We start from the raw sequence: 21830 nt of genomic DNA on the forward strand, positions 1-21830 counted from the left end.
AAATGAAGTCATTTATACAACAAGCCAAGGATGAACAATATGCGATACCTCAAATTAATGTCAATGGATTAATTTGGATTGAAAGTATTTTGCAAGCTGCTGAAGATACACGTTCACCTATTATTGTAGGAACTACCGATAAAGTTATTGAATTTCTAGGTGGATATCAATTTATATGTTCAGTCATTAAAGACAAAGTGAAGGCTATGAACATAACTGTCCCTGTTATTATTCATTTAGATCATGGTTTAACCGTAGACAACTGTAAAAAGGCAGTAGATGCAGGCTATGATTCCGTCATGTTTGATGGTTCGAAGTTACCGATTGAAGAAAATATAAAACAAACTAAAGAAGTTGTCGATTATGCACATCAACATAATGTTCTAGTTGAAGGTGAGATAGGGGCAATTGGTGGTAATGAAGATGGTGTTATTGGCAATGTTAAATATGCAGATTTTAATGACTGTTTGAGATTGGCAAAAGAAACACAGCTAGATACGTTGGCGCCAGCACTAGGTTCTGTACATGGAAAGTATCAAGGTGAACCCAATTTGGGCTTTGCAGAAATGAAAGAAATACAAAATGCGTTAGATCTACCCTTAGTATTACACGGTGCGTCAGGCATCTCAGATGAAGATTTATTAAAAGCCATACATTTAGGTCATGCCAAAATTAATTTTAATACTGAAATTAATATTGCATGGAGTAATCAATTAAGACAAACACTCAATGAAGATACATCGTTGTTTAACCCACAACAAATTTTAAATCCCAGCAAAGAAATTATCAAAACTACGGTTAAAGCTATTATTCATAAATGCACATCGCAAAATCGTGTCTAAAAATGTTAAAGAAGGGACGTGGCCCTATGCCGTTAATGAAAATTGATGTAATAAAAGGTCGCACACAAACAGAAATTCAACAAATATTAGATATTTCTTATGATGTCATGCTAACAACATTTAATGCGCCATTAGGTGACAGATATCAAATCGTCAATCAACATGAACCTTACGAAATGCAAATCTTGGATACAGGCTTAGGCGTCACACGTACAGAGGAAGTGGTTGTTTTCACTATTATTACTAGACCAAGAACACAACAACAAAAACTATCATTCTATGAAACCTTAGTAAGTGAACTGCATAGTCAATTAGGCATACGTAAAGCAGATATTATGTTTAGCTTAATAGAAAACACTGACGATGATTGGAGCTTCTTTAATGGTGAAGCCCAATTCTTAAATGGTGCGCTGTAATCATTTCATTATTACCTTTCGAATTAAGGTGACGTAGCGCTCCTTAGCCAAACAAGTAAATAACCCATACCAGTACTAGGATACTTATTTCCAGATTTATACAGGAGATAAGTATTCTAGTTTTTTTATGTGAGGGGCAATGTTAATGTGTATACCCTGAGTTCTATGCAATAAGATAAAAGTTTTCCATGACATTAAGTATTATATTTAGAAGTAGAAAAAAGTGTTAAATTATATGTTAAAATCCTAAGTAATAAAAGACTTTTTAAATGAAATTAAATATTATTATAATCATTTAGAAGTTCGATTAATTAAATGGTGACAATTGATGGTTTTATAGATAAAGGGGCGTATAGTGTGGAACAATGGCTAACGAAACAAGAAGTAAAAAAAGCTTTAAAAATTGATGATGGGGCATTTAAAAAATGGAACGAACATGGAAAAATTATAACCGTCAAATCACGTAAGTATTACTATGATGAACAAGAACTTAATCAGTGGTTGAAACAAAACAGAGGACCAATAAGCCAATTGAAAGTTGGTAATATATACAATAATCAAGTTATTCAAGATATATTTAAATGTTCTGGTCAAGGTGGTATGAGACGCTCACATTTAACTAATGCACTTGTATTGTTTTCAGATCACTCAAAAAATCAGCCTATTTATGAGGATAAAAGTTATATTGATGAGCATGGAAACCAAATAATGCATTATACAGGTATGGGACAACAGGGGGATCAAGACCTTAAATCAACTCAGAATAGAACATTACTTGAATCAAATGATTTGAGTATAAAAGTATATTTATTTGAAACATTTGATTCAGGTCAGCATACTTTTCGAGGAGAAGTAAAATTGTGTGCTACTCCTTATACAGAGCAACAAAACGGCAGGAAAGTTTATATTTTCCCACTCTCTTTCAATGATAATGAGTATGTTATACCAGAAACATTCTATAAAGATAAAGAGATACAACAAGAAAATCAGGCCTATAAACTAGGAAGTGAAGAATTATATCAACGTGCGAAAAAAGCTAAAAAGGTCGGACAGAGGAAAGCATATACGACGGTATATGAAAGAAATAACTATGTTGCTGCCCATGTGAAAGAACGTGCAGACGGGTATTGTGATTTGTGTGGTGAACCTGCGCCCTTTAAAGATAAAAATGGTAAACCTTATTTGGAATGTCATCATGTAATTTGGTTGGCAAAACAAGGTGAGGATAGTATTGATAATGCCGTTGCTTTAGACCCTACATGTCATAGAAAAATGCATGTATTAGGCTTAGAAAATGATGTGGAATTATTACAAACTAAAATAAAACAATATAAAGATAAAGGAATGTAATGATTGAATATTTCTATAGAGTATTTAAATATAATTAAAATTTAAAAATTTTAAAATTAATTTGTAATGAATAATTATTATTTGTATACTGTTAGTAACAAGTTGTGAGGAGACAAACTATGAACAGTTTACCAATACAAATTATGCAAAGTTACATGGCATTTTGGACCCGTTTTCTAGATGTTAAAGGGAGAGCATCACGTTCTGATTTTTGGCATCCTTTTTGGATTAACTTTTTAATAACTTCATTGTTAGGGATATTTTCAGTGGGTACGCTCAGTAGTGTTTTTGCACTTTTCTTAATCATCCCTACTTTTACAGTAAAAGTGAGACGGTTACATGATTCCAATCGTACTATGCTGTTAGCTATTATTTCACATATCAGTGGTTTCATTACAGCTTTTGGGACTATCGTTTTTGTGTTAGGTATTATCGCAGTTGCTACTCAAACTGAAACAATAGGTGTGCTCAAAGCTTTAGTGTTGGCTGGTGTGTTTGGTACATTGTTTGCTGGATTAGTCACACTTTATACGTGGATAGTATTGATTATGCGTGGGAATAAAAAGCCAAATAGGTATGGCGCAGGTGGAAGTTGTCAAGTTGAGGCAGCGCAAAACGTAGTATCGACTGAAGTAGAGCATTCTAGTAATAGCTAATATACATTGTTGCAACCATCAGGAATGTTTACATATTGTCAGATAAATAAAAACTATTCCTCTGCACTTTAATTATACTATAAATATGAAAGAAATTGCAGTCTACTATTTGTCTCAGTTACATACTATACTGGATGCCATCTAGTATTAAGGAGTGGTGTTATGGATGAGCAACTCAAAGCGTTTGAAAACACGCTGTATTTTCACGGAACTAAAGCGAGGTTAGCTGTCGGCGACTTATTGCAACCTGGATTTAAGTCGAATTTTAAAGATATTACCTTAAAGCATATTTATTTTACTGGCACATTGGAAGCAGCAAAGTGGGGAGCAGAATTAGCTACGACTATAGGTGAAGAAGACCAAGAACGGATATATATTGTAACGCCTTTGGGAGATTTTGAAGATGATCCTAATGTGACTGATCAAAAATTCCCAGGCAACCCAACTCGTTCATATCGTTCAACAGCACCACTTAAAATTGTAGCTGAATTAGCTGATTGGGAAAGACACTCTGATGAAGAAATCAATAAGATGCTAGCAGGTTTAGAAGCATTACGTGCAGCAGGTAAAGATGTGATTATAGACTGAACAAATGAAAAGAGACTGAGACGAATCCATTTTGTCCCAGTCTTTTGCTATAGCAAGATAATATTAATACGATGAACATATACAACCTAATAAAACTGACTGATCATATTCACAGTTGGAATATCTGCGGGTGCCCATTCTAATTGTTGGAGTTCGGTGATATTGAGCCACTTAATGGTTTTATGTTCGGTTAGCGTAGGGGCTTGTGTTTGTAAAGTGCATTGATAAGAATGTAGGTGTACTACACCAAAATCATAATCGTAAGTAGTGGTGGTAATCTTATCTCCAACCACGATGTCACATAATAGTTCTTCTTTAATTTCGCGTTTTAAGGCGGTACGTTCAGACTCGCCTGGGTCGATTTTGCCACCTGGAAATTCCCATAATAAGGGTAAAGACATCGAGTCACTGCGTTGGGCACAAAGTACTTGTTGGTCAGCGATAATGACAGCCGCTACCACTTCAATATGTTTTTTCACAGTTTCACACCTCATTTATGTAGTTAAATAATTATAACTGTATTATTGCCCAGAAAATAATTGTGTGTCATTTGGTTTATTTTCTAAATAGGCAATTTTTCCATTTTCATTGATACGGGCAATATCGAGTCCTTCCTGTGTATAGACGCCTGACTCAAAACGCTTACCACAAATCGCCCACTGGGTTTGAAATGAGCCGTCCTCTTGTTTGACCCAACCGTTGTGCATGTGTTTTAAATCTTCATTGGTTTGATAGACACTGCGGACGAAATTTTGCCAAGCTGCTTTCCCTTGAAATGATTTACCGTTTAATACAAAAACAATGTCGTCACTAAACAAGTCAGTTAGTTGTTGAAAACTGTCTTCATTGTAACGTGCTTCATCAAAAAGCTTGAAATAATTATCTAATATTTGCATTGTTTTACCTTCTTTTTCATGTTTTCGAACTAATATAGTGCTAGTTTATTACAGATATATAGCACGGCACAGTGATATGCCTAGATATTTTATGGGTGATATTGTTTAGATATATTGTTGATTGTCGTTTGAAACGATTATAAACGGAGCAATTTTCAAATCATATCGTATAACAAAACCAAGATAAACACATGAACTGTGTCTGTCTTGGTTTTTTAGCGGGATTAATCATTGTCTTCAATCAATTGCATTGCTACGAATTTGGCTACTGTATTACCGCTCGAAGCGGCATCAATAAGTTGCGATGGCATGATGTCTTTAGATTCGCCTACTACAAAAACACCGGGAACAGAAGTTTCACCGAAATTGTTAGTTGTGAGACGGCCATTGTCTTCACGTTGTAATTGTAGTGGGTGTAAAAAGTCGAAATAGGAATTAACTTCAATACTAATCAAGCCACCGTCACGATTGATTGACGTACCATCAGCGAACGAAACAGCTGTAAGGTGACCTTCAGTATGTTGGAATTCTGTTATAGCACTAGTGATGAGTCGGATACCTTTACGATCTAAATAAGTTTTATCTTCATTATCTAAGGAAGCATCATCAGCTACGTGCACTACAATATCTTGGGACCCATTGAGCACGAGCTTGCTCATATGTCTAACTTGAGCAGCTGGCACAGAAACAATGAGTGAACGATTACGTAATTCATAGCCATCACACCAAGGACAGTAAAATAGAGATGTGCCATAACACGGTTGCGTACCTGGAATATCAGGTAATATTTCTTTTAAGCCCATGGCTAACATAATTTTACGTGCATAATATGTTGTTGATTCGGTTTGAATTATAAAATGATCAGTTGCTTGTTCGACATGTGTCACAGTGTCTAATACACGTTGTACATGTTCATATTTATCAACATCTTGCTCGGCATTGCTGCGTAATGCTTCTGGTGAGATACCGTCTTGAGTAAGATATGCGTGAGATGCTTGCGTCACTTTATGTCTAGGATTATTATTGTCTATCACTAATGTTGTTTTTAAGGCGCGACCTAAAGTGAGCGCACTTGCTAAACCTGCAGGGCCGCCACCTATAATAATAACATCAAACATTGTATAACCACCTTTTCGTATATTAGAGAGTCTTAATATCTATAATAGGAACAAAAAAAGATTTAACTTATATTAAATCTTTTAAAGTTTTTTCTTGTAATGCTTTAGTCATTTCATCTTCAGCAGAGACAATGATTTTTTGAATCTTGCATTCAGGACCATGATTAAAACTGTCTTCAAAGGCGCTTTGATGGCCGTCTATGGCAGTGATAATCGAATAAATTGAAATATCTTCCCATTGCTGAACTAACGAATAACCACCTCTAGCTCCAGATGAGGATTTAATAACATTAGCTTTTGTTAGTTGTGTCAGTATTTTAGATAGATATGTTACTGAGACATTTAATTTTTCTGCTAATGTTTGTACATTGATTGCTTGTGATGATTTGGTAGCAATTAAATACGCGAGTGCGTGTAAAGCATAGTCTGAACCCTTCGTAATTTTCATGTGTAAACCTCACTATTATAGATATTTAATGTCTATAATAACTATTTCGTAATCATTTTGCAAGAGAAAAATTTTGATAACTAATATACAAGTTAAAGGGCTATAGTCCAGAGGTTTCAGTTATTTCTTTTCATATTTTTAAAATTATAAATTAACAACTCTCGATAACAAAATCATTATCGAGAGTTATTAGTATTAAATACCATCAATTTTGAATTGTTCTTTAGCCATCAGTCGTAATGGCCCATTAAAGACGATTTTAAATAGGTTATTTACTAATTCATTTGGCGGCATTCGCAAATCATCTTGCACCCAGTATTTTATAAAGGATAATAACGCACCAACGACATAACTATGAAAGTAATCAATCGGAATGCCGTCGATATTACCATTTGGTGCTAAGTTAGTGGACATATTGTCATACATCAATTGACTTATTTTCTCTTCTAGCTGGCTACGGCGCTCGAGTCGGAAAAGTGTTTGGTAAAATTCAGCATTATCATTGATATGATAAATTACTTTTTTGAGCTTTTTTTCGGTAAAGAGACGCGCAAACTCCGTAACGTCCATACCTACATAAAAATCATCGGTAGTAAGTAAAGTTGAAGAGAGTTGAGCAAAGTATTCATTTTCCATATCGCTTAGTAATAAATATTTATCTTCATAATGTAAATAAAACGTACCACGATTCACATCAGCGGCAGTGGTAATATCACGTACTGTAATTTTATCTAAGTCTTTGTGACGTAATAGGTCGATAAAGGCTGATTTAATGGCAGTGCGTGTTTTTCTGACACGTCGATCTTCGGTCATAGTTAACACCTCTTTTTAGTTAATAGACAATTTTGGACTAAGTGTTCAATAAAGGACGAATAGCTGTATATTGCGTATTGTATAATTTATACGACCTATTATAATAGACTGAGTAATGAATATGCAACACAGTGTTCATGAATTAGGAGGTATAAGTAATGAATATTTTTAAAAATAAATTATTATGGTTAGCACCTATAGCAGCAATTATTTTATTTTTGATATTGTCAATCGCCTTTTATCCTGCGTTTAATCCTAAACTTCAAGATATTCCGATTGCTATCGTTAATCATGATAATGGTACTGAAATACAGGGGAAAAATATTAATATCGGTAAGCAATTAGAAGATAAGTTACTGGATAGTGATAAAGATACTGTAAAGTGGATTCAAGTTGACGATGAAGATGATTTGAAACAAGGTATGAAAGATCAAAAATACTTTGGAGCAGCAGTAATTGAAAAAGATTTTTCACAACATGCAATGAGTAAAACGCAGCAAGTTGTGATGACTGCGAAAAAGCAAGAAATGGAAGATAAAGTAAAATCTGGTGAGGTGCCATTAGCTCAGGCTAAACAAATGCAACAACAGATGGCACAAGGTGAAAATGACAACACGGATAAAGCTGAACAAGCACACTTTAAAACTATCGTAAATCAAGGTGCAGGTACGCAAGCCTCACAAATTGTGTCCCAAGTACTGAGTGGTATGGGGGACAATGTTAATCAAAATATTACGAAACAAAGTTTAGCAACATTAGAAAAACAAAATGTTGAAGTGCCAGCTAAAGACATTCAAAAACTAACACAACCAGTTAAAGTAGAAAATCAACAAGCGAATAAAGTTGGAGATCACCAAGCTGGCGGTAATGGACCATTCTTAATGTTTATGCCAGTGTGGATGGGTTCTATTATAATTTCTGTACTATTATTCTTTGCATTTAGAACAAGTAATAATATTGCTATTCACCATCGTCTCATTGCGGCGCTAGGTCAAATAGCTATGGCTATTGTTACTGCCTTTATTGGTGCATTTGCATATGTTTATTTCATGCAAGGTGCACTTGGATTTGATTTTAATGATGCCAATACAACAGCATTATTTATCTCATTTGCAATCATGGGATTCGTCGGCTTGATTTTAGGAACAATGACATGGTTAGGTATGAAATCTGTACCAATCTTCTTTATATTAATGTTTTTCAGCATGCAATTAGTAACATTGCCACAACAAATGTTACCAGAGTTCTACCAAAAATATATCGTCGGTTGGAACCCATTTGCACACTATGCGAATTCACTCAAAGAGATACTTTACTTGGATGGTAGTATCCAATTAGACTCAACAATGTGGATGCTTATTGGATTTATGATTTTTGGTGCAGTATCAGCACTTATAGCTGCAGCATTGAGAAAACATAGTACAAAACGTACAGAAGTACCATCATAAGTTTAAGAAAAGTGGGGTAGAAATCTACTTTGATGCTGAGCATTGAAGAAAGGTTGATTCGAAGCGTATTTTTAGTTCGATAACCAACCCACAATATGTAAAGAGGCTAGGACGCATTTAAGTCGTCCTAGCCCTCTTTTTGATGATTAAAATTCTTGACCATTAAATATTTTAAGTGACATTAAATAGGATCCTAAGAGTAACACCAGTCCGATTGCGCCATATATCGTCGTAACAATAATGCTTTGTATGTTGGCAGCTTCAGTAAACGAATTTGCAGTTGCCATAGCAGGTGTTAAAAATCCAAAGAATACTATAAAGAATAACACAATAACAAAGATTGAAGTCGTAATTAAAATGACATTAGAATTTTCGGGACCAAATTTAAAGGTTAATGGAAATACTATCGCATAAGTACCTGCAGCTCCAATACCTACTAATGCAGAGATTAATACCATGTTGAAAGCTTGTGTAGCAATACCGACTGCAACAATACCCATAATTAAGCCAAGTAATAATGCGATACCATATAATCCAAAGTAACTATTGATGTAAGTCGTTCTACCAGTAGGTAATGTAGAAATATAATGCATCCACTTAGACTCTTTTTCATTTTTGAAATTATCTGTGATAGGTGAAATGAGAAACATCATAGGTAGAAAACAAGTCATCATTGGGTTTATCATGGCGAATACAATAACCGCAAATATAGAGACAATAAAATATGTAATAATTGATTTTTTTGATGCATAGAATGTGCTCAACATTAAGCCTTTCATTAGATATCACCTCGCATGATTAATTTTGTTGCATCATCAATAGAATTTAACGGTTGAGCAGTTGATACACGGGAGCGGTCATTCACGAGTGTAGTGCGTGTATCGTTGCGGACTCTAGACGCAACTACAATATCATTTGGGATATTTATTGTATCTTCAGTTTGTTCTACAATACCGTAATTATTTAACAAACATTGTTTGTCTTCTGTTAACACAATTTCGCCGTCTTTCATAAATATAAGTTTTGTAGCGAGTTGTTCGATATCATCTGAAATGTGAGATGAAATCATGACTCCATGACCTTGAGCGATATAATCTTCTAAAAGTTCAAGCACTTCTTCACGTCCAGAAATATCCATACCTGCAGTAACTTCATCAAGTATTAATAATTTAGTATCATGGGCCAAGGCGATAGCAAGTGCCGCTTTCATACGCATGCCTCGAGAAAATGACTTAAGTTGCTGCTTTATTGGTAAATCAAAAAAACGTATAGTTTCAAAAAACTTCTGTTGATTCCATGTTGTAAAAATATTAGCAAAAACTTTATCCATTTCGGTAATAGTTAATTTATTAGGTACGCGTAAGTCATCGAATACCACACCTAAATGTTCTTTGTATTGATTATCATTTTTCGATACAGTTTGTTCAAAAAATTGAATACTGCCACTATCTTTAAAGCGATTACCCACTAAAGTATTGATTAACGTGGATTTTCCCGAACCATTTTTTCCAATTAAAGCCACAACTTCTTGTGGGTTTATCGAAAACGAAATGTTAGAAAGTTGAAATTCAGACTTTTTATAACTTTTATTTAGTTCGTGAACTGTTAGTAACTGTGCCATACATAACCTCTCTTTTTAATGTGAATTATGATCAATTTTGCAATTTAGTAATAAAATTTGCGAACTTTGAATAAATAACCAAAACCGTTATAAATGAACAACACGATGAGTATGACTAAACCTAAGATTTGATTAATGCCAGAAATGAGTGAAAATAACCCTAATAGCATCCCACCAATTATGATTATTGCCATATTAATATTATAAATTTTGTACATTGAAACTAGCGTAATATGGCGTTCTCCGTCATCCATAAGATTTAATACCTTTTCAGTATATTTTGCTTCACCTTGTTTAGGGTAACGTGCATCATATTTTCGGACAAAGAAGCCTATCATTATAGATGGAATGATAGTAATAATGTAAGGAATCAAGACGAAAATTATTAATTGATTAGTACCATTGCCTAACACGATGAAAAATAAAGTCAATAAACTGACTAATACTTGAGTGTAATAAATAAAACTTGTTCTTAAGAAATTTAAATTGGCTTTTTGTTCTAAGTCATCCGCACTTTGATCTGCTATCTCTTTGTTCATTTGTTTTTTGTAGTGCAAAGCGTTGCGTTGCACTTTATAAAGTACAAACGTAAGTACGATATTAATTAGAGATGCTAATGTAATAATCGTAATTTCAATACTACTATTTGAAAATTGAATGATAGAAAATAAATTACGGTCTTCAAACATTCCAAAAAATGCTCCAATGACACCACCAACTATTGCACCAAGTAAAATAAGTAATAGGTATCGACCTACTTTCATACTTCTTCCTCCTCAATGATAAATATTTTTTCAACAGGTTCATTAAATATACGTGCAATTTTAATTGCTGTAAGTATAGACGGCATGAAATCATTTCGCTCTATTAAAGAAACAGTTTGTCGAGAAATACCTGCTTTCTTAGCGAGTTGGGTCTGATTATAGCCATCACGAGCACGCAGTTCTTTTAGTCGATTGCGCAATATATATCAACTCCTTCTTCATAATATATAATAAAGTAGTCAATTTGACAAGTATAGTAGTCAAAAAGACTGATATGGTATACAAATCGATGTTAGACTCAACGACTAACTTAATTCAGAGTTGCACTAAATATTTTTCTTGATTACCATTTTTGTGTTTCATATGAAACATTTGGAGAAGATATTCCAGCATAATTAATAATATTTACATAAGTTGTGCAAAATTAAGATTGAAAAAATTAAATAGTTTGATATATTAAAGTTAAAATAACAGCATGTGTAAGTCATAAGTAAATTGTATCGTTTAATTGATTAGTTAGGTAAATCGTAGTGAAAACAAAATAAGGGGTGCCTGAAATGGACACAAAGAAACCGAAGTATAGTATTCGTAAATTAAGTAAAGGGGCAGCTGCTACATTGGTTGGTGTGTTGTTATTTGTAAGTCATGATACGGCACATGCAGCAGAACAACAAAACAGCACTACAACTGAAACTACAGAGGTGAGGGATAATGGTACAACTGCACAAGACTCTGAAAAACCTGATGTTTCAGTAAAACAACAGGGTACTGAGGCTGTTGCACAAAATTCTGAGGAAAAGTCAGTAACATCAACTGAAGATAATAGACAAAGTACAACTCAGAAAAGTAGCACAGAGCAGTTTGAACGACCTAAAACTAGTGAAGATGCACAGGTAACAATTACGCAAGCGGAGGTTAATAATAAATTAGCCAAACCAACAGGCAAAAAGAACAACAGTGAACAATATATAGATACAACAACTGAAGACAAATCAAATGCAGCAACTACCACTGACACAACACAACATAATCAATTTGAACAAACTGCTAGTAAGAAGCAAAGTAGCGACAAACAGGTGCAGAGTAAGGCGTCTGTATCTACAGCTGAACATTCAGTGACTACTGATGATACAACTTCATCAACAACATCGCCATCACCAGTAAAAGCAGATCAACAAAGGGAACCTGTGGCGCATCATCAGTCTTCTGAGATACTGTCTGACCACCAACTTACAGACAAACAGACAAAAGCAACACAACATAATTGGACGAAAGTGCAACCTAAACCAGACCGACAACAAAGGTCTACACTGCCTGAACAACAACGTAATAACACAATCAAACCAACGAAAGCAACAATAAATGAAGTGACAGACCAGTCTTATACCGATGCTACTACTCAACAACAGAAGTATACAGATCATCAGTCAGTAGCTACTACAAATAATACAACTACATCATTAGCAGAAATAGGTGCGCCATTATTAGTGCATGGTTCTTCCAGTAATTCATCACCGGAAGAACAAAAAAGTATAGCTAATTTAAGTAGTAATACCCAAGCGACTCGTACCAACCAATCAACTCAAGAAACCGCGCCAATAACAGATGATCAACCTACAAAAGTTGCGAAACAAGGACAATTTAAAAATGAAGACCCAATTATATTGGTACATGGTTTTAATGGTTTTACTGGAGACAACAAACCAACAACTGAAGGTAATTACTGGGGCGGAGATAAACTTAGTATTAGTCAAGATTTACGAGATAGCGGCTATGAAACCTATGAAGCAAGTGTTGGTGCTTTAAGTAGTAATTATGATCGTGCGGTAGAATTGTATTATTATATTAAAGGCGGGACAGTAGATTATGGTGCAGCACATGCAACTAAATATGGACATGAGCGTTATGGTAGAACGTATGAAGGGGTCTATAAAGAGTGGCAACCAGGTCAACAAGTACATTTAGTAGGACACAGTATGGGTGGACAAACGATTCGCTTGTTAGACACAATGTTACGTGAAGGTAATCAAGAAGAAATTGCGTATCATCAGCAACATGGCGGAGAAATTTCGCCATTATATCAAGGTGGTAATGATGATATGATAACTTCCGTGACAACGATAGTGACACCTCATAATGGTACACATGCTGCAGATCAACTTGGTAACGAACAATTGATTCGCCAAGTCGCCTATGATTATAGTAAATTTCAAAATAATAAATTAACACAAGTAGATTATGGTTTTTCTCAATGGGGCTTAAAACAACGTCCGAATGAAACATATATCGATTATGTCAAACGTGTTAAAGCGGAAAGTAACATTTGGTTAACAGATGATAATGGCTTTTATGATTTGACACGTAAAGGTGCCGCAGCATTAAATGAACAAACTTCCCTTGATCCAAACGTAGTGTATAAAACATACACAGGGGAATCCACTCGTGCTAGCATTACAGGACGACAAGTATCAGATATTAATATGAAACTTTCTTTTAGACTTACAGGTAATGTGATTGGCAAAGCAGCTGAAACTGAATGGCGAGAAAACGATGGTCTTGTTTCTGTTGTCTCAGCGCAACATCCATTTAACCAAGATTTCGTGACAGCTACCGATGACGTTCAAAAAGGTGTATGGCAAGTTACACCAGTCAAACACGGTTGGGATCATGAAGACTTTATCGGTTCAGATGTAACGCAATCTGTCGTAACAACAGAAGAATTACAGCAATTTTGGCATGGTATTGCTGCAGATTTAGTACGTAATGAAGATATTACTGCACAAGCTTAATATTTAAAGAAAGGATGAAGCGAGATGACAGGCACGATTCCACAATTGATAGAGTCATTTTTACGTATTGTTACCGTTATTTTTGCATAAGATAGTAGTAATTCAAATAGCAACAATAAGGTTATAACAGTAAAGAGAGTGGTTAGATATCCTAGTTATTCTAAGTGATATTTTAACTACTCTTCTTTGTGTGACAAGTATTAAAGATACTATAATGAGTATAAGAAATGTCTTACAAGGAGGTTGTACCATGAAACAAGCACACACGCTTTTTCAGACATTACAATCATTAGACGGTCAGAAGTACGGTGCGTATAAACGTTTGGCAGGTACATATGCTTACGATAATTTTCAGTTAGCAATAGATCATATTCAAGCAGACCCATATGCGCCACCATCTAAAGTGCGTATTATTATAAATAAAATAACTACAGGCATACCTGAACATCTTGTCGATAGTAAATTAAAACGTATCGCAGTGTCAGATTTTTTAACACGCAATATTTATAGTGAAATTCATAATCTGACTAAGCAACAAGGACATAAGCATTCGAATATTATGATAGATAGCTGTGGTCCTGAAATATTGGAGCGTAGCGCTGTTACGATTACGGATAACAGTATTGAAGTATGCTTAGAAATAGGCTTGCCTGCTAAAGGACGAAAGATTTTAGGTAAAACAGCAACACATATTTTTACAACATTAGTGCCTGAAATTGTAGCGCGAGCGCTGTCTTATAAAAATATAGATCAAGTAGCATTAGCTGACCAAGTGACATTAATGGAAGACCAACATTATATACGTGAATTTTTAGTACAACAAGGCTATATCGCTTTTGTGGCTAATGGTTCAATATTACCTCGTCAAAGTGGGGTGTCACAGCAACCATTAACACACGCTGTATCATTTACTAGCCCAGCAACATATGAACAGGCTTTAACTTTACCTAGTGGCAAACAAGTAAGAGGTATGGCTATACCTGAGGGAATTACTCTTATTGTAGGGGGAGGTTATCATGGTAAATCGACATTACTAGAGGCATTACAACGGGGTGTGTATCCTCATATTGTAGGCGATGGCCGTGAATACGTTATAACCCGTGATGACGCGATGAAAATCCGTGCTGAGGACGGACGAAGTATTGCCCAAGTAAATATTCAGCCCTTTATCGATAATTTACCAGGAAATAAAGATACTACTCAATTTACTACGCCAAATGCGAGTGGTAGTACGTCACAAGCAGCAAATGTTATGGAAGCACTTGAGGCACGTAGTTCGGTGTTACTTATTGATGAAGATACTTCTGCCACAAATTTTATGATTCGCGATGACCGTATGCAACAGCTTATTGCACCGGAAAAAGAACCTATTACTCCTTTTGCACATAAAGTGAAGCCCCTTTATGATGACTACCAAGTGTCGACTATTTTAATTGTTGGTGGATCGGGTGATTATTTTGATGTAGCAGATCATGTCTTAATGATGGACGAATACGTGTTACAAGATGTGACTACCAAAGCGCATGACATAGCCAAGAATACAGGTGTACAAAAGCCGTATCATCATTCAGAACACTTTGGCACTATAACTCAACGTACGCCATTAACTGCGAGTTTTAACAGTAAAGGTAAGGATGGGCGTTTTAAAGTGAAAGGTCGTACAACAATTTTATACAATAAGGAACAGATCGATTTAGCAGCTGTTGAACAGTTAGTGGATACGAGCCAAACAAATTGTTTAGCATTAATGTTAGCTTATTATCAACGGCATTTGTTGAATGATACAACAACACTTTCTCAAGCTGTTAGGCAATTATATCAACACATTGATACGCATGGTTTAGCTGCTATATCACCATATCAAGGTCATCCAGGAAACTTAGCGTTACCACGACCACAAGAGTTTTATGCTGCGCTTAATCGTTACCGAGGTTTACAAATTGCCCAACACAAATAACATCAAGTAGGCTTCCGTTTGTCTGAACGAACTATGACGGCAGTCTAATTTTGGGCATAATATCAGCATTTTCCGTATAGATAAGTAGTTCTTGATAAGAAAAAAGCACCTGAACATCATTTTATGTTCTAGGTGTTTTTTCACTATCAACAACTATTAGTAGTTTGAGGTATTTAAATATGCATGAGACGTTCTTCCTGACGAATACGCTGCCATAATAAATAAGCATATGGTAGCAGTAAAAGGGTAGAGAAACCAGCTTGTGTTAGCAGTAATAGACCCAATAGCTCAGGTACGATATTTAAAAAATAGTTTGGATGTTTGGTAATTTTAAATAATCCACTTTTGATAATCGGGTGTTGTGGCAAAATGTATAATTTTAACGTCCATATTGCTCCCAGCGTCTTTATTACCATAAATAATATAATATAAGCGAAAATCATAAGTATTAGACCGATAACACTTAGACTATTCATTGTAGTTTGTTGCAGCCATGCTTCGATAGTAGCACTAACATAAATCGCGATATGTGTAAGTGCGAGCCAAGTTGAATTACGTTTGCCGTATTCAGTAGCGCCTTGAAGTTGCAACTGCTTAGCATGACGAATTGAAATGACTAAGCTGTATAAGCGTAAAATAAAAAAAGCGAAAACAATAAGTATAATCATCGAGGTCCTCCAATTAGTTCATTAATCTTAACTAAGTTATAATTTTTTCAACATTGGAGCAATAGCATGAACATACCAAGTAAAAAATGTACCTCAATAACAAAAAAAGATGACAATTGTCGTCCATTAAGACAGTGAAAGACGAAACTAAGTGACAAAACTGTAATGACTGTGAAAATACAGGGGTAAATAAAAAGGCTGGAACATGAATAAATGTACCAGCCTAGAACTCACATATAGTTTATATTTTTTTAACTGTTAATAATAAATAGATGAAGAATGGTGCGCCGAATGCGGCAATAAAGACACCCGCAGGTACTTCCTTCGGTAAGAAGATAGTACGCCCAACTAAATCGGCAAGCAAAATTGAAGCAGCACCACAAATAGCTGACATGACTAAGCGTTTTAAATAACTGCCTTTAATAAGCGTTTTAGCTATGTGCGGTGAAATTAAACCGACAAAGCCGATATTACCGACAAAACTAATCGCTGACGCTGCCAGAATAGTTGTAATTAACATTTGAATTAATTTCGTTTGATTCACATTTAAACCTAAGCCAGTTGCAACATCATCATGCATGATAGATACCTTCATACGAGGAATTACGATAGCGAACAGTGGCACCATGCAAAGTTTGATAATCGCTAAAATTAAACTACTATCAAAGGTTGCCCCAGATAAACTACCGACGATCCAAGTATAGGCTTTAGAGGCAGACAATTGTTTCGTCATGATGAGTACACCGTTAACTAACGCTGTAAATAAAGTCTGTAGAGCGATACCTATAATGACAATCGTTGTTGCTTGCATATTTCCTTTATGTTGAAAACTAATAAGCAGCGACATAGCTATGGCACCACCAGCTAAAGAAAAGAGTGGTAACCACTGGATACTTAAACTACTGATAAAGGCAATAAAAGTTACTGCACCAAAGGTCGCGCCACCAGTTACTCCGATAATATCTGGAGAGGCAATAGGGTTTTTTAAGACATTTTGCAAGATTAAGCCACTAGCACCTAATGCTGCACCGGCAACGATAGCAAGAGTGATACGTGGTAGCCGCAAAACTTCAAGCGTAAATTGGTCGGGACTGTTTGCAGGATCAAATATATAAGAGACGATCTTCATGGGTGAAATAAACGTCGAACCCAACATTAAACTAATGACTGCCAGCACACATAATAGCACCACCGCGAAGATTAAACGCTGAGAATCTTGTTTTGTAAGTGACTCATTCATATGCTTTGAATTCCCTTCCTCATAATATAAATCAATGTCACGGCACCAATAATTGCAGTAATTACACCGATGGGTAGTTCAAGTGGTTGGATAATGATACGTGCAATGATGTCGGATAATAACATGAGTATCGCGCCACTTATAGCATTAAATGGTATTAAATATTTATAATTAGGCGGTAATAATTTTTTACTGATGTTAGGAATGATTAACCCTACAAACATAATAGAACCTGCAATGGCTACTGATACACCCGCTAAAACACTAATTAATACTATCATTATAAATTTCGTTACTTTAATATTTTGACCTAAAGCAGTCGCAATATCATCACTCGTCATTAAAATATTGATACGGGATGATAGGGCCAATGCGACTACTAAAGCGATAATAATCAGTGGAATGATCCATGGGACTTCCCAAATATTGCGAAATGATACAGAACCGCTTAGCCAAAATAAAAAACTTTGTAAATTCTTTTCATTCATAATCATAATGCCTTGTGTAAAAGCACTAAAGAGCGCAGAGATTGCAGCGCCTGCTAAGATAACGCGTTTAGGTGAGAATTGAGCTTGTTTGAACATACCTAAAATAATAACAACGATAGTTACTAAAATAGCGCCTATAAAAGCTAGCACAATAAGCGCTTCAAATGATTGAATACTAAATAATGTTAATCCTGCGATGACGAAAAAGACGGCGCCAGCATTGACACCAAACAGTCCCGGTGAAGCGATAGGATTACGTGTCAACACTTGCATGAGCAGTCCCGAAACTGCTAGTGCCGCACCAGTTAATAACGCGATAATAGTTCTGGATGCGCGTGATTCAACTATGAGAATATGTATATCGTTTGAGCTATCAAAGTGGAAGAACGCCTGTACCAATTGAGATAATGGTACAAGCGTATTTCCAACTATTAAACTTAAGATGGTTACAACGATTAGACATAAACCAGTGAGCATTAACTTATACTGAGGTTTAAGTAACATGATGTAACTCCTTATGCATTAAGATTGTTTTTCAATATCTAATTTTTGATATAAATCATCAATTAATTTTAATGATGATTGGTAACCACCTGCCATATTCCAAGTGATTTCATCGACGTTATCTGAAACATCGTTAGATTTTACAGCTGACAAGTTTTTCCACTGACTACTAGAAGTCCATTCTTGCTTAGTTTTGTCAGTCAATTTAGCATCTTTTGCTGTTGTATCGGATTTAAACATAAAGATATGATCAGCATCCATTAACGGAATACTTTCTTTAGAAGTTAACTGGATAATGTCTTTTCCTTTGTCTACTTGTTTCTGTTGTTCTTCTGGGCGTTTGAAACCTAAATCATGCAAAATGTCCCCAGCGTAGCCACTCGCATAAATACGTGCATGATCCGGTCTGAAATTGACAACAGAAGCGGATAACGGCCACTCTTTTCCATATGTTGCTTGTGCATCTTTTTTAAATTGAGCTACTTTATCATCGTATTTTTTCAATAATTCATCAGCTTTGTCTTCTTTCCCTAATGCTTTCCCCATCATTTTAGTCGTATCTTTAAATTTATATACAGTGTCATGCGTAATTGTTGGCGCAATTTTTGATAATTGTTCGTATTGTTTTTCATTACGTACTTTTGACGCCACGATTAAATCAGGTTTTAGTTTAGAAATTTCTTCTAAGTTAGGCGCAGGTTCCTGACCAACTATTTTGGTATCTTTTAAGTCATCTTTTAAATAGTCATATTTTGGTTGTTGTGTCCAAGACTCGACGGCACCTACAGGTTTAACGCCTAAAGCAACAGAGACATCAGTTGCGCCTTGATACAATGTTACAACACGCTTCGGTTTTCCTTTAATTTCAGTTGTCCCCATAGCATGTTTCACTTCGACTGTCTTACTATCTTCTTTATTATTTGAAGATTTATCTGAACTGTTATTCCCACAAGCTGCTAGTAGCACAACTAATGCTAAAGCAACTACCAATAATTTAGTTAAATTTTTCATCGTTTTGAATGAGACCTCCCATTTGCTATTGATAATCATTCTCACATATAAATATCTTATAACTTTATGAATAAGTCAATAAAAATTTTAGATTTTTTTACTGATTAAGTTGCGAGTTGACATATGCTGTTGGAAAAAATATAATACAGCCATTGACAATGATAATCGTTATCAATTAGTTGTGTTACTCATTTTAAATTATTGTAGGAGGAATTCAATTGAACGAAGAACGTAAGAACGGTAATGAATCTTTACTTTCATGTATAGGTAATACACCGATGATTCAGCTCAAACACTTATTTCCGAAGCATAATGTTTACGCGAAGTTAGAATATATGAATCCTGGTGGCAGTATGAAAGACAGGCCTGCAAAATACATTATAGAAGACGGCTTGAGACGTGGAGTAATTACGTCGGATACGCATTTAATTGAGAGTACCTCTGGAAATTTAGGTATTGCTTTAGCAATGATAGCCAAAATTAAAGGATTAACACTAACATGTGTCGTTGACCCTAAAATTTCTGAAACGAATTTAAAAATCATCAAAAGTTATGGTGCAAACATCGACATGGTTTCTGAACCTGATGAAAATGGTGGTTATTTAATGACACGCATTAATAGAGTACAGACGTTACTCAATGAAACAACAAATGCTTATTGGATTAACCAATATGCCAATGAATTAAATTGGCAGGCACATTATCATGGTGCGGGCACTGAAATTGTCGACCAAATCGCAGAACCGATTGATTATTTTATTGCACCAGTAAGTACAACAGGAAGCATTATGGGGATGAGTCGCAAAATTAAAGAACATCACCCTCAAGCACAAATTATCGCTGTTGATGCGAAAGGTTCAGTCATTTTTGGTGACACACCTACAAATAGAGAATTACCAGGAATTGGTGCGAGTAGAGTACCAGAAATATTAAACAAACAAGAAATTGACCAAGTTATCCATGTCGATGATTATCAATCTACACTTGGTTGTAAGCGCTTAGTTGATAAAGAAGGCATTTTTGCTGGTGGTTCAACAGGTTCAATTATTGCGGCCATAGCCGAAATTATCGACAATATGGACCACAATAAAACAATCGTTACAATTTTACCGGATCGTGGCGACCGTTATTTAGATTTAGTATATTCGGACGACTGGTTTAATCATATAAAAGAGAGCAGAGGAGCATTATCACGATGAATAAAGCATTATTGTATTTAAACAGAACAGATGTAGCACAAGCAGGTGGCGATCATTCAGATGTCTATGTTGCAGCACTATCTGAAGCCTTAACAGCACATGCAAAACAAGATTTTGTTCAACCACTAAAGCCGTATTTACGTGCACAAGGCAAGGAGGGGCATATTGCAGATCGTATTATTGCTATGCCAAGTCATATTGGTGGGCAAGATCCAGTTTCAGGTATTAAGTGGATTGGAAGTAAACATGATAATCCAACGAAAAGACAATTGGAACGTGCGAGTGGCGTTATTATTTTAAATGATCCAGAAACGAATTATCCTATTGCCGTAATGGAAGCAAGTTTAATTAGTAGTATGAGAACTGCGGCAGTGTCTGTCATTGCAACACAACACTTGGCAAAAGAAGGGTTTACAGATTTAACAATTATTGGTTGTGGTTTAATTGGTGATCGCCAACTACAAAGTATGTTGGAACAATTTGACCATATACAGCAAGTTTATGTATATGATCAATTTCCGGAAGCGAGCGATAAGTTTGTGAGTAAATGGGCAGCTGCATATCCTGATGTGAATTTTGTCCAGGCCAGTACAGCGCGTGAAGCAGTAGAACATGCGGAAGTATTAATTACTTGTACTGTGACGGACCAGCCTTATATTGAATATGAATGGCTTCAAAAAGGCGTGTTTATCAGTAATATTTCGATTATGGATATTCAAAAAGAAGTCTTTGTTCAAGCTGATAAAGTCATTGTCGATGATTGGTCGCAAGCAAATAGAGAGAAAAAGACTTTGAATCAACTCGTACTAGAAGGTCGTTTTAGTGAAGATGCATTGCATGCTGAGTTAGGACAATTGTTGACTGGAGACAAACCTGGACGTGAACATGATGATGAAATTATCTTACTTAATCCTATGGGGATGGCAATTGAAGATATTAGCAGTGCCTACCATATCTACAAACGCGCGCAACAACAACAGATTGGTACAACATTAAACCTGTATTAAGGAGTGT

At 35.4% G+C, this 21830-nt stretch carries 23 protein-coding genes; 10 read left to right on the plus strand and 13 right to left on the minus strand.

All coding sequences use genetic code 11. From position 1 onward, the window contains the following. The first annotated feature begins 2 nt into the window (after positions 1 to 2). The 5 genes from fba to arr all read left to right on the plus strand — a co-directional run bounded on the left by fba (position 3) and on the right by arr (position 3852). Positions 3 to 842 (plus strand): class II fructose-1,6-bisphosphate aldolase, encoded by an 840-nt coding sequence (gene fba, locus JVU85_RS07880; RefSeq protein ID WP_021459534.1) that lies wholly within the window; start codon positions 3 to 5, stop codon positions 840 to 842. 26 nt (positions 843 to 868) lie between these two features. After that, positions 869 to 1258 carry a tautomerase family protein gene (locus JVU85_RS07885; RefSeq protein WP_002509967.1) on the plus strand — a complete coding sequence of 130 codons (390 nt, stop codon included), beginning with the start codon at positions 869 to 871 and terminating at the stop codon, positions 1256 to 1258. A 315-nt stretch (positions 1259 to 1573) separates the two neighbouring features. Further along, on the plus strand, positions 1574 to 2608 hold the full coding sequence (locus JVU85_RS07890; protein ID WP_103388303.1) for an SRA domain-containing endonuclease: 1035 nt from the start codon (positions 1574 to 1576) through the stop codon (positions 2606 to 2608). 119 nt (positions 2609 to 2727) lie between these two features. After that, positions 2728 to 3264, plus strand: coding sequence for a DUF805 domain-containing protein (locus JVU85_RS07895; RefSeq protein WP_103388302.1), 537 nt, complete (start codon positions 2728 to 2730; stop codon positions 3262 to 3264). A gap of 162 nt (positions 3265 to 3426) precedes the next feature. Further along, positions 3427 to 3852, plus strand: a complete 426-nt coding sequence (gene arr / locus JVU85_RS07900; RefSeq protein WP_142019214.1) for an NAD(+)--rifampin ADP-ribosyltransferase — start codon at positions 3427 to 3429, stop codon at positions 3850 to 3852. A gap of 86 nt (positions 3853 to 3938) precedes the next feature. Here arr and JVU85_RS07905 read toward each other — a convergent pair whose 3' ends face one another. The 5 genes from JVU85_RS07905 to JVU85_RS07925 form a co-directional block, all read right to left on the minus strand. Then, positions 3939 to 4331 carry a (deoxy)nucleoside triphosphate pyrophosphohydrolase gene (locus tag JVU85_RS07905; RefSeq protein ID WP_204172345.1) on the minus strand — a complete coding sequence of 131 codons (393 nt, stop codon included), beginning with the start codon at positions 4329 to 4331 and terminating at the stop codon, positions 3939 to 3941. Between the two features lie 42 nt (positions 4332 to 4373). Further along, a complete protein-coding gene (locus tag JVU85_RS07910) occupies positions 4374 to 4748 on the minus strand; it encodes a nuclear transport factor 2 family protein (protein ID WP_204172285.1) in 375 nt (124 codons plus the stop codon). Between the two features lie 224 nt (positions 4749 to 4972). Further along, entirely contained in the window at positions 4973 to 5866 is an 894-nt protein-coding gene (locus JVU85_RS07915) for an NAD(P)/FAD-dependent oxidoreductase (RefSeq protein ID WP_204172286.1), read from the minus strand. A gap of 67 nt (positions 5867 to 5933) precedes the next feature. Then, on the minus strand, positions 5934 to 6314 hold the full coding sequence (locus tag JVU85_RS07920) for an RrF2 family transcriptional regulator (RefSeq protein WP_204172287.1): 381 nt from the start codon (positions 6312 to 6314) through the stop codon (positions 5934 to 5936). A gap of 195 nt (positions 6315 to 6509) precedes the next feature. Next, positions 6510 to 7127: a TetR/AcrR family transcriptional regulator gene (locus JVU85_RS07925; protein ID WP_204172289.1), complete on the minus strand. Its 618-nt coding sequence runs from the start codon at positions 7125 to 7127 to the stop codon at positions 6510 to 6512. Between the two features lie 158 nt (positions 7128 to 7285). Here JVU85_RS07925 and JVU85_RS07930 point away from each other — a divergent pair, with 158 nt between their 5' ends. Next, entirely contained in the window at positions 7286 to 8575 is a 1290-nt protein-coding gene (locus JVU85_RS07930) for a YhgE/Pip domain-containing protein (RefSeq protein ID WP_204172290.1), read from the plus strand. A 146-nt stretch (positions 8576 to 8721) separates the two neighbouring features. On the opposite strand, the gene JVU85_RS07935 is transcribed toward JVU85_RS07930, so the two are convergent. From JVU85_RS07935 to JVU85_RS07950, 4 genes are read right to left on the minus strand one after another with little or no spacing between them, the layout of a single operon-like run. Beyond that, on the minus strand, positions 8722 to 9354 hold the full coding sequence (locus JVU85_RS07935) for an ABC-2 transporter permease (protein ID WP_204172292.1): 633 nt from the start codon (positions 9352 to 9354) through the stop codon (positions 8722 to 8724). After that, the gene (locus tag JVU85_RS07940; protein ID WP_204172293.1) at positions 9354 to 10196 is read right to left on the minus strand and encodes an ABC transporter ATP-binding protein; all 843 of its coding nucleotides are present in this window, start codon (positions 10194 to 10196) and stop codon (positions 9354 to 9356) included. The genes JVU85_RS07935 and JVU85_RS07940 overlap by 1 nt, the downstream gene beginning before the upstream one ends. Positions 10197 to 10240: 44 nt before the next feature. After that, positions 10241 to 10960 (minus strand): DUF3169 family protein, encoded by a 720-nt coding sequence (locus tag JVU85_RS07945; protein ID WP_204172295.1) that lies wholly within the window; start codon positions 10958 to 10960, stop codon positions 10241 to 10243. Then, a complete protein-coding gene (locus tag JVU85_RS07950; protein WP_002509954.1) occupies positions 10957 to 11160 on the minus strand; it encodes a helix-turn-helix transcriptional regulator in 204 nt (67 codons plus the stop codon). The genes JVU85_RS07945 and JVU85_RS07950 overlap by 4 nt, the downstream gene beginning before the upstream one ends. A 357-nt stretch (positions 11161 to 11517) precedes the next feature. Here JVU85_RS07950 and lip point away from each other — a divergent pair, with 357 nt between their 5' ends. Continuing rightward, positions 11518 to 13749, plus strand: coding sequence for a YSIRK-targeted triacylglycerol lipase (gene lip / locus JVU85_RS07955; protein ID WP_204172298.1), 2232 nt, complete (start codon positions 11518 to 11520; stop codon positions 13747 to 13749). Between the two features lie 250 nt (positions 13750 to 13999). Beyond that, a complete protein-coding gene (locus tag JVU85_RS07960; protein ID WP_204172299.1) occupies positions 14000 to 15706 on the plus strand; it encodes an ABC-ATPase domain-containing protein in 1707 nt (568 codons plus the stop codon). Between the two features lie 173 nt (positions 15707 to 15879). Here the strand turns inward: JVU85_RS07960 and JVU85_RS07965 are convergent, their stop codons facing one another. From JVU85_RS07965 to JVU85_RS07980, 4 genes are all read right to left on the minus strand, one after another. Continuing rightward, positions 15880 to 16374, minus strand: coding sequence for an isoprenylcysteine carboxylmethyltransferase family protein (locus JVU85_RS07965; RefSeq protein ID WP_204172301.1), 495 nt, complete (start codon positions 16372 to 16374; stop codon positions 15880 to 15882). A 241-nt stretch (positions 16375 to 16615) separates the two neighbouring features. Further along, entirely contained in the window at positions 16616 to 17614 is a 999-nt protein-coding gene (locus tag JVU85_RS07970) for a FecCD family ABC transporter permease (protein WP_204172302.1), read from the minus strand. Further along, positions 17611 to 18606, minus strand: coding sequence for a FecCD family ABC transporter permease (locus JVU85_RS07975; RefSeq protein ID WP_107374134.1), 996 nt, complete (start codon positions 18604 to 18606; stop codon positions 17611 to 17613). Before JVU85_RS07975 ends, JVU85_RS07970 begins: the two co-directional genes overlap by 4 nt. Before the next feature lie 18 nt (positions 18607 to 18624). Further along, positions 18625 to 19617, minus strand: coding sequence for an ABC transporter substrate-binding protein (locus JVU85_RS07980; protein WP_204172303.1), 993 nt, complete (start codon positions 19615 to 19617; stop codon positions 18625 to 18627). Between the two features lie 218 nt (positions 19618 to 19835). On the opposite strand from JVU85_RS07980, the gene sbnA reads away from it, so the two are divergent. Both sbnA and sbnB read left to right on the plus strand, forming a co-directional pair. Beyond that, a complete protein-coding gene (gene sbnA / locus JVU85_RS07985) occupies positions 19836 to 20816 on the plus strand; it encodes a 2,3-diaminopropionate biosynthesis protein SbnA (RefSeq protein WP_204172304.1) in 981 nt (326 codons plus the stop codon). Then, complete coding sequence (gene sbnB, locus JVU85_RS07990; protein ID WP_204172305.1) at positions 20813 to 21823, plus strand: 2,3-diaminopropionate biosynthesis protein SbnB; 1011 nt, start codon at positions 20813 to 20815, stop codon at positions 21821 to 21823. Before sbnA ends, sbnB begins: the two co-directional genes overlap by 4 nt. The last annotated feature ends 7 nt before the right edge of the window (positions 21824 to 21830 follow it).

Origin of the sequence: Staphylococcus sp. GDY8P72P, assembly GCF_016890655.1 — a bacterium.
Classification (GTDB): domain Bacteria; phylum Bacillota; class Bacilli; order Staphylococcales; family Staphylococcaceae; genus Staphylococcus; species Staphylococcus arlettae.

What these genes read in the sequence shown, in the direction of transcription:
- fba (WP_021459534.1), top strand. Translation starts at nt 3, where the DNA reads ATGAAGTCATTTATACAACAAGCCAAGGATGAACAATATGCGATACCT.
- JVU85_RS07885 (WP_002509967.1), top strand. Translation starts at nt 869, where the DNA reads ATGCCGTTAATGAAAATTGATGTAATAAAAGGTCGCACACAAACAGAA.
- JVU85_RS07890 (WP_103388303.1), top strand. Translation starts at nt 1,574, where the DNA reads ATGGTGACAATTGATGGTTTTATAGATAAAGGGGCGTATAGTGTGGAA.
- JVU85_RS07895 (WP_103388302.1), top strand. Translation starts at nt 2,728, where the DNA reads ATGAACAGTTTACCAATACAAATTATGCAAAGTTACATGGCATTTTGG.
- arr (WP_142019214.1), top strand. Translation starts at nt 3,427, where the DNA reads ATGGATGAGCAACTCAAAGCGTTTGAAAACACGCTGTATTTTCACGGA.
- JVU85_RS07910 (WP_204172285.1), bottom strand. Translation starts at nt 4,748, where the DNA reads ATGCAAATATTAGATAATTATTTCAAGCTTTTTGATGAAGCACGTTAC.
- JVU85_RS07915 (WP_204172286.1), bottom strand. Translation starts at nt 5,866, where the DNA reads ATGTTTGATGTTATTATTATAGGTGGCGGCCCTGCAGGTTTAGCAAGT.
- JVU85_RS07920 (WP_204172287.1), bottom strand. Translation starts at nt 6,314, where the DNA reads ATGAAAATTACGAAGGGTTCAGACTATGCTTTACACGCACTCGCGTAT.
- JVU85_RS07925 (WP_204172289.1), bottom strand. Translation starts at nt 7,127, where the DNA reads ATGACCGAAGATCGACGTGTCAGAAAAACACGCACTGCCATTAAATCA.
- JVU85_RS07930 (WP_204172290.1), top strand. Translation starts at nt 7,286, where the DNA reads ATGAATATTTTTAAAAATAAATTATTATGGTTAGCACCTATAGCAGCA.
- JVU85_RS07935 (WP_204172292.1), bottom strand. Translation starts at nt 9,354, where the DNA reads ATGAAAGGCTTAATGTTGAGCACATTCTATGCATCAAAAAAATCAATT.
- JVU85_RS07940 (WP_204172293.1), bottom strand. Translation starts at nt 10,196, where the DNA reads ATGGCACAGTTACTAACAGTTCACGAACTAAATAAAAGTTATAAAAAG.
- JVU85_RS07945 (WP_204172295.1), bottom strand. Translation starts at nt 10,960, where the DNA reads ATGAAAGTAGGTCGATACCTATTACTTATTTTACTTGGTGCAATAGTT.
- lip (WP_204172298.1), top strand. Translation starts at nt 11,518, where the DNA reads ATGGACACAAAGAAACCGAAGTATAGTATTCGTAAATTAAGTAAAGGG.
- JVU85_RS07960 (WP_204172299.1), top strand. Translation starts at nt 14,000, where the DNA reads ATGAAACAAGCACACACGCTTTTTCAGACATTACAATCATTAGACGGT.
- JVU85_RS07965 (WP_204172301.1), bottom strand. Translation starts at nt 16,374, where the DNA reads ATGATTATACTTATTGTTTTCGCTTTTTTTATTTTACGCTTATACAGC.
- JVU85_RS07970 (WP_204172302.1), bottom strand. Translation starts at nt 17,614, where the DNA reads ATGAATGAGTCACTTACAAAACAAGATTCTCAGCGTTTAATCTTCGCG.
- JVU85_RS07975 (WP_107374134.1), bottom strand. Translation starts at nt 18,606, where the DNA reads ATGTTACTTAAACCTCAGTATAAGTTAATGCTCACTGGTTTATGTCTA.
- JVU85_RS07980 (WP_204172303.1), bottom strand. Translation starts at nt 19,617, where the DNA reads ATGAAAAATTTAACTAAATTATTGGTAGTTGCTTTAGCATTAGTTGTG.
- sbnB (WP_204172305.1), top strand. Translation starts at nt 20,813, where the DNA reads ATGAATAAAGCATTATTGTATTTAAACAGAACAGATGTAGCACAAGCA.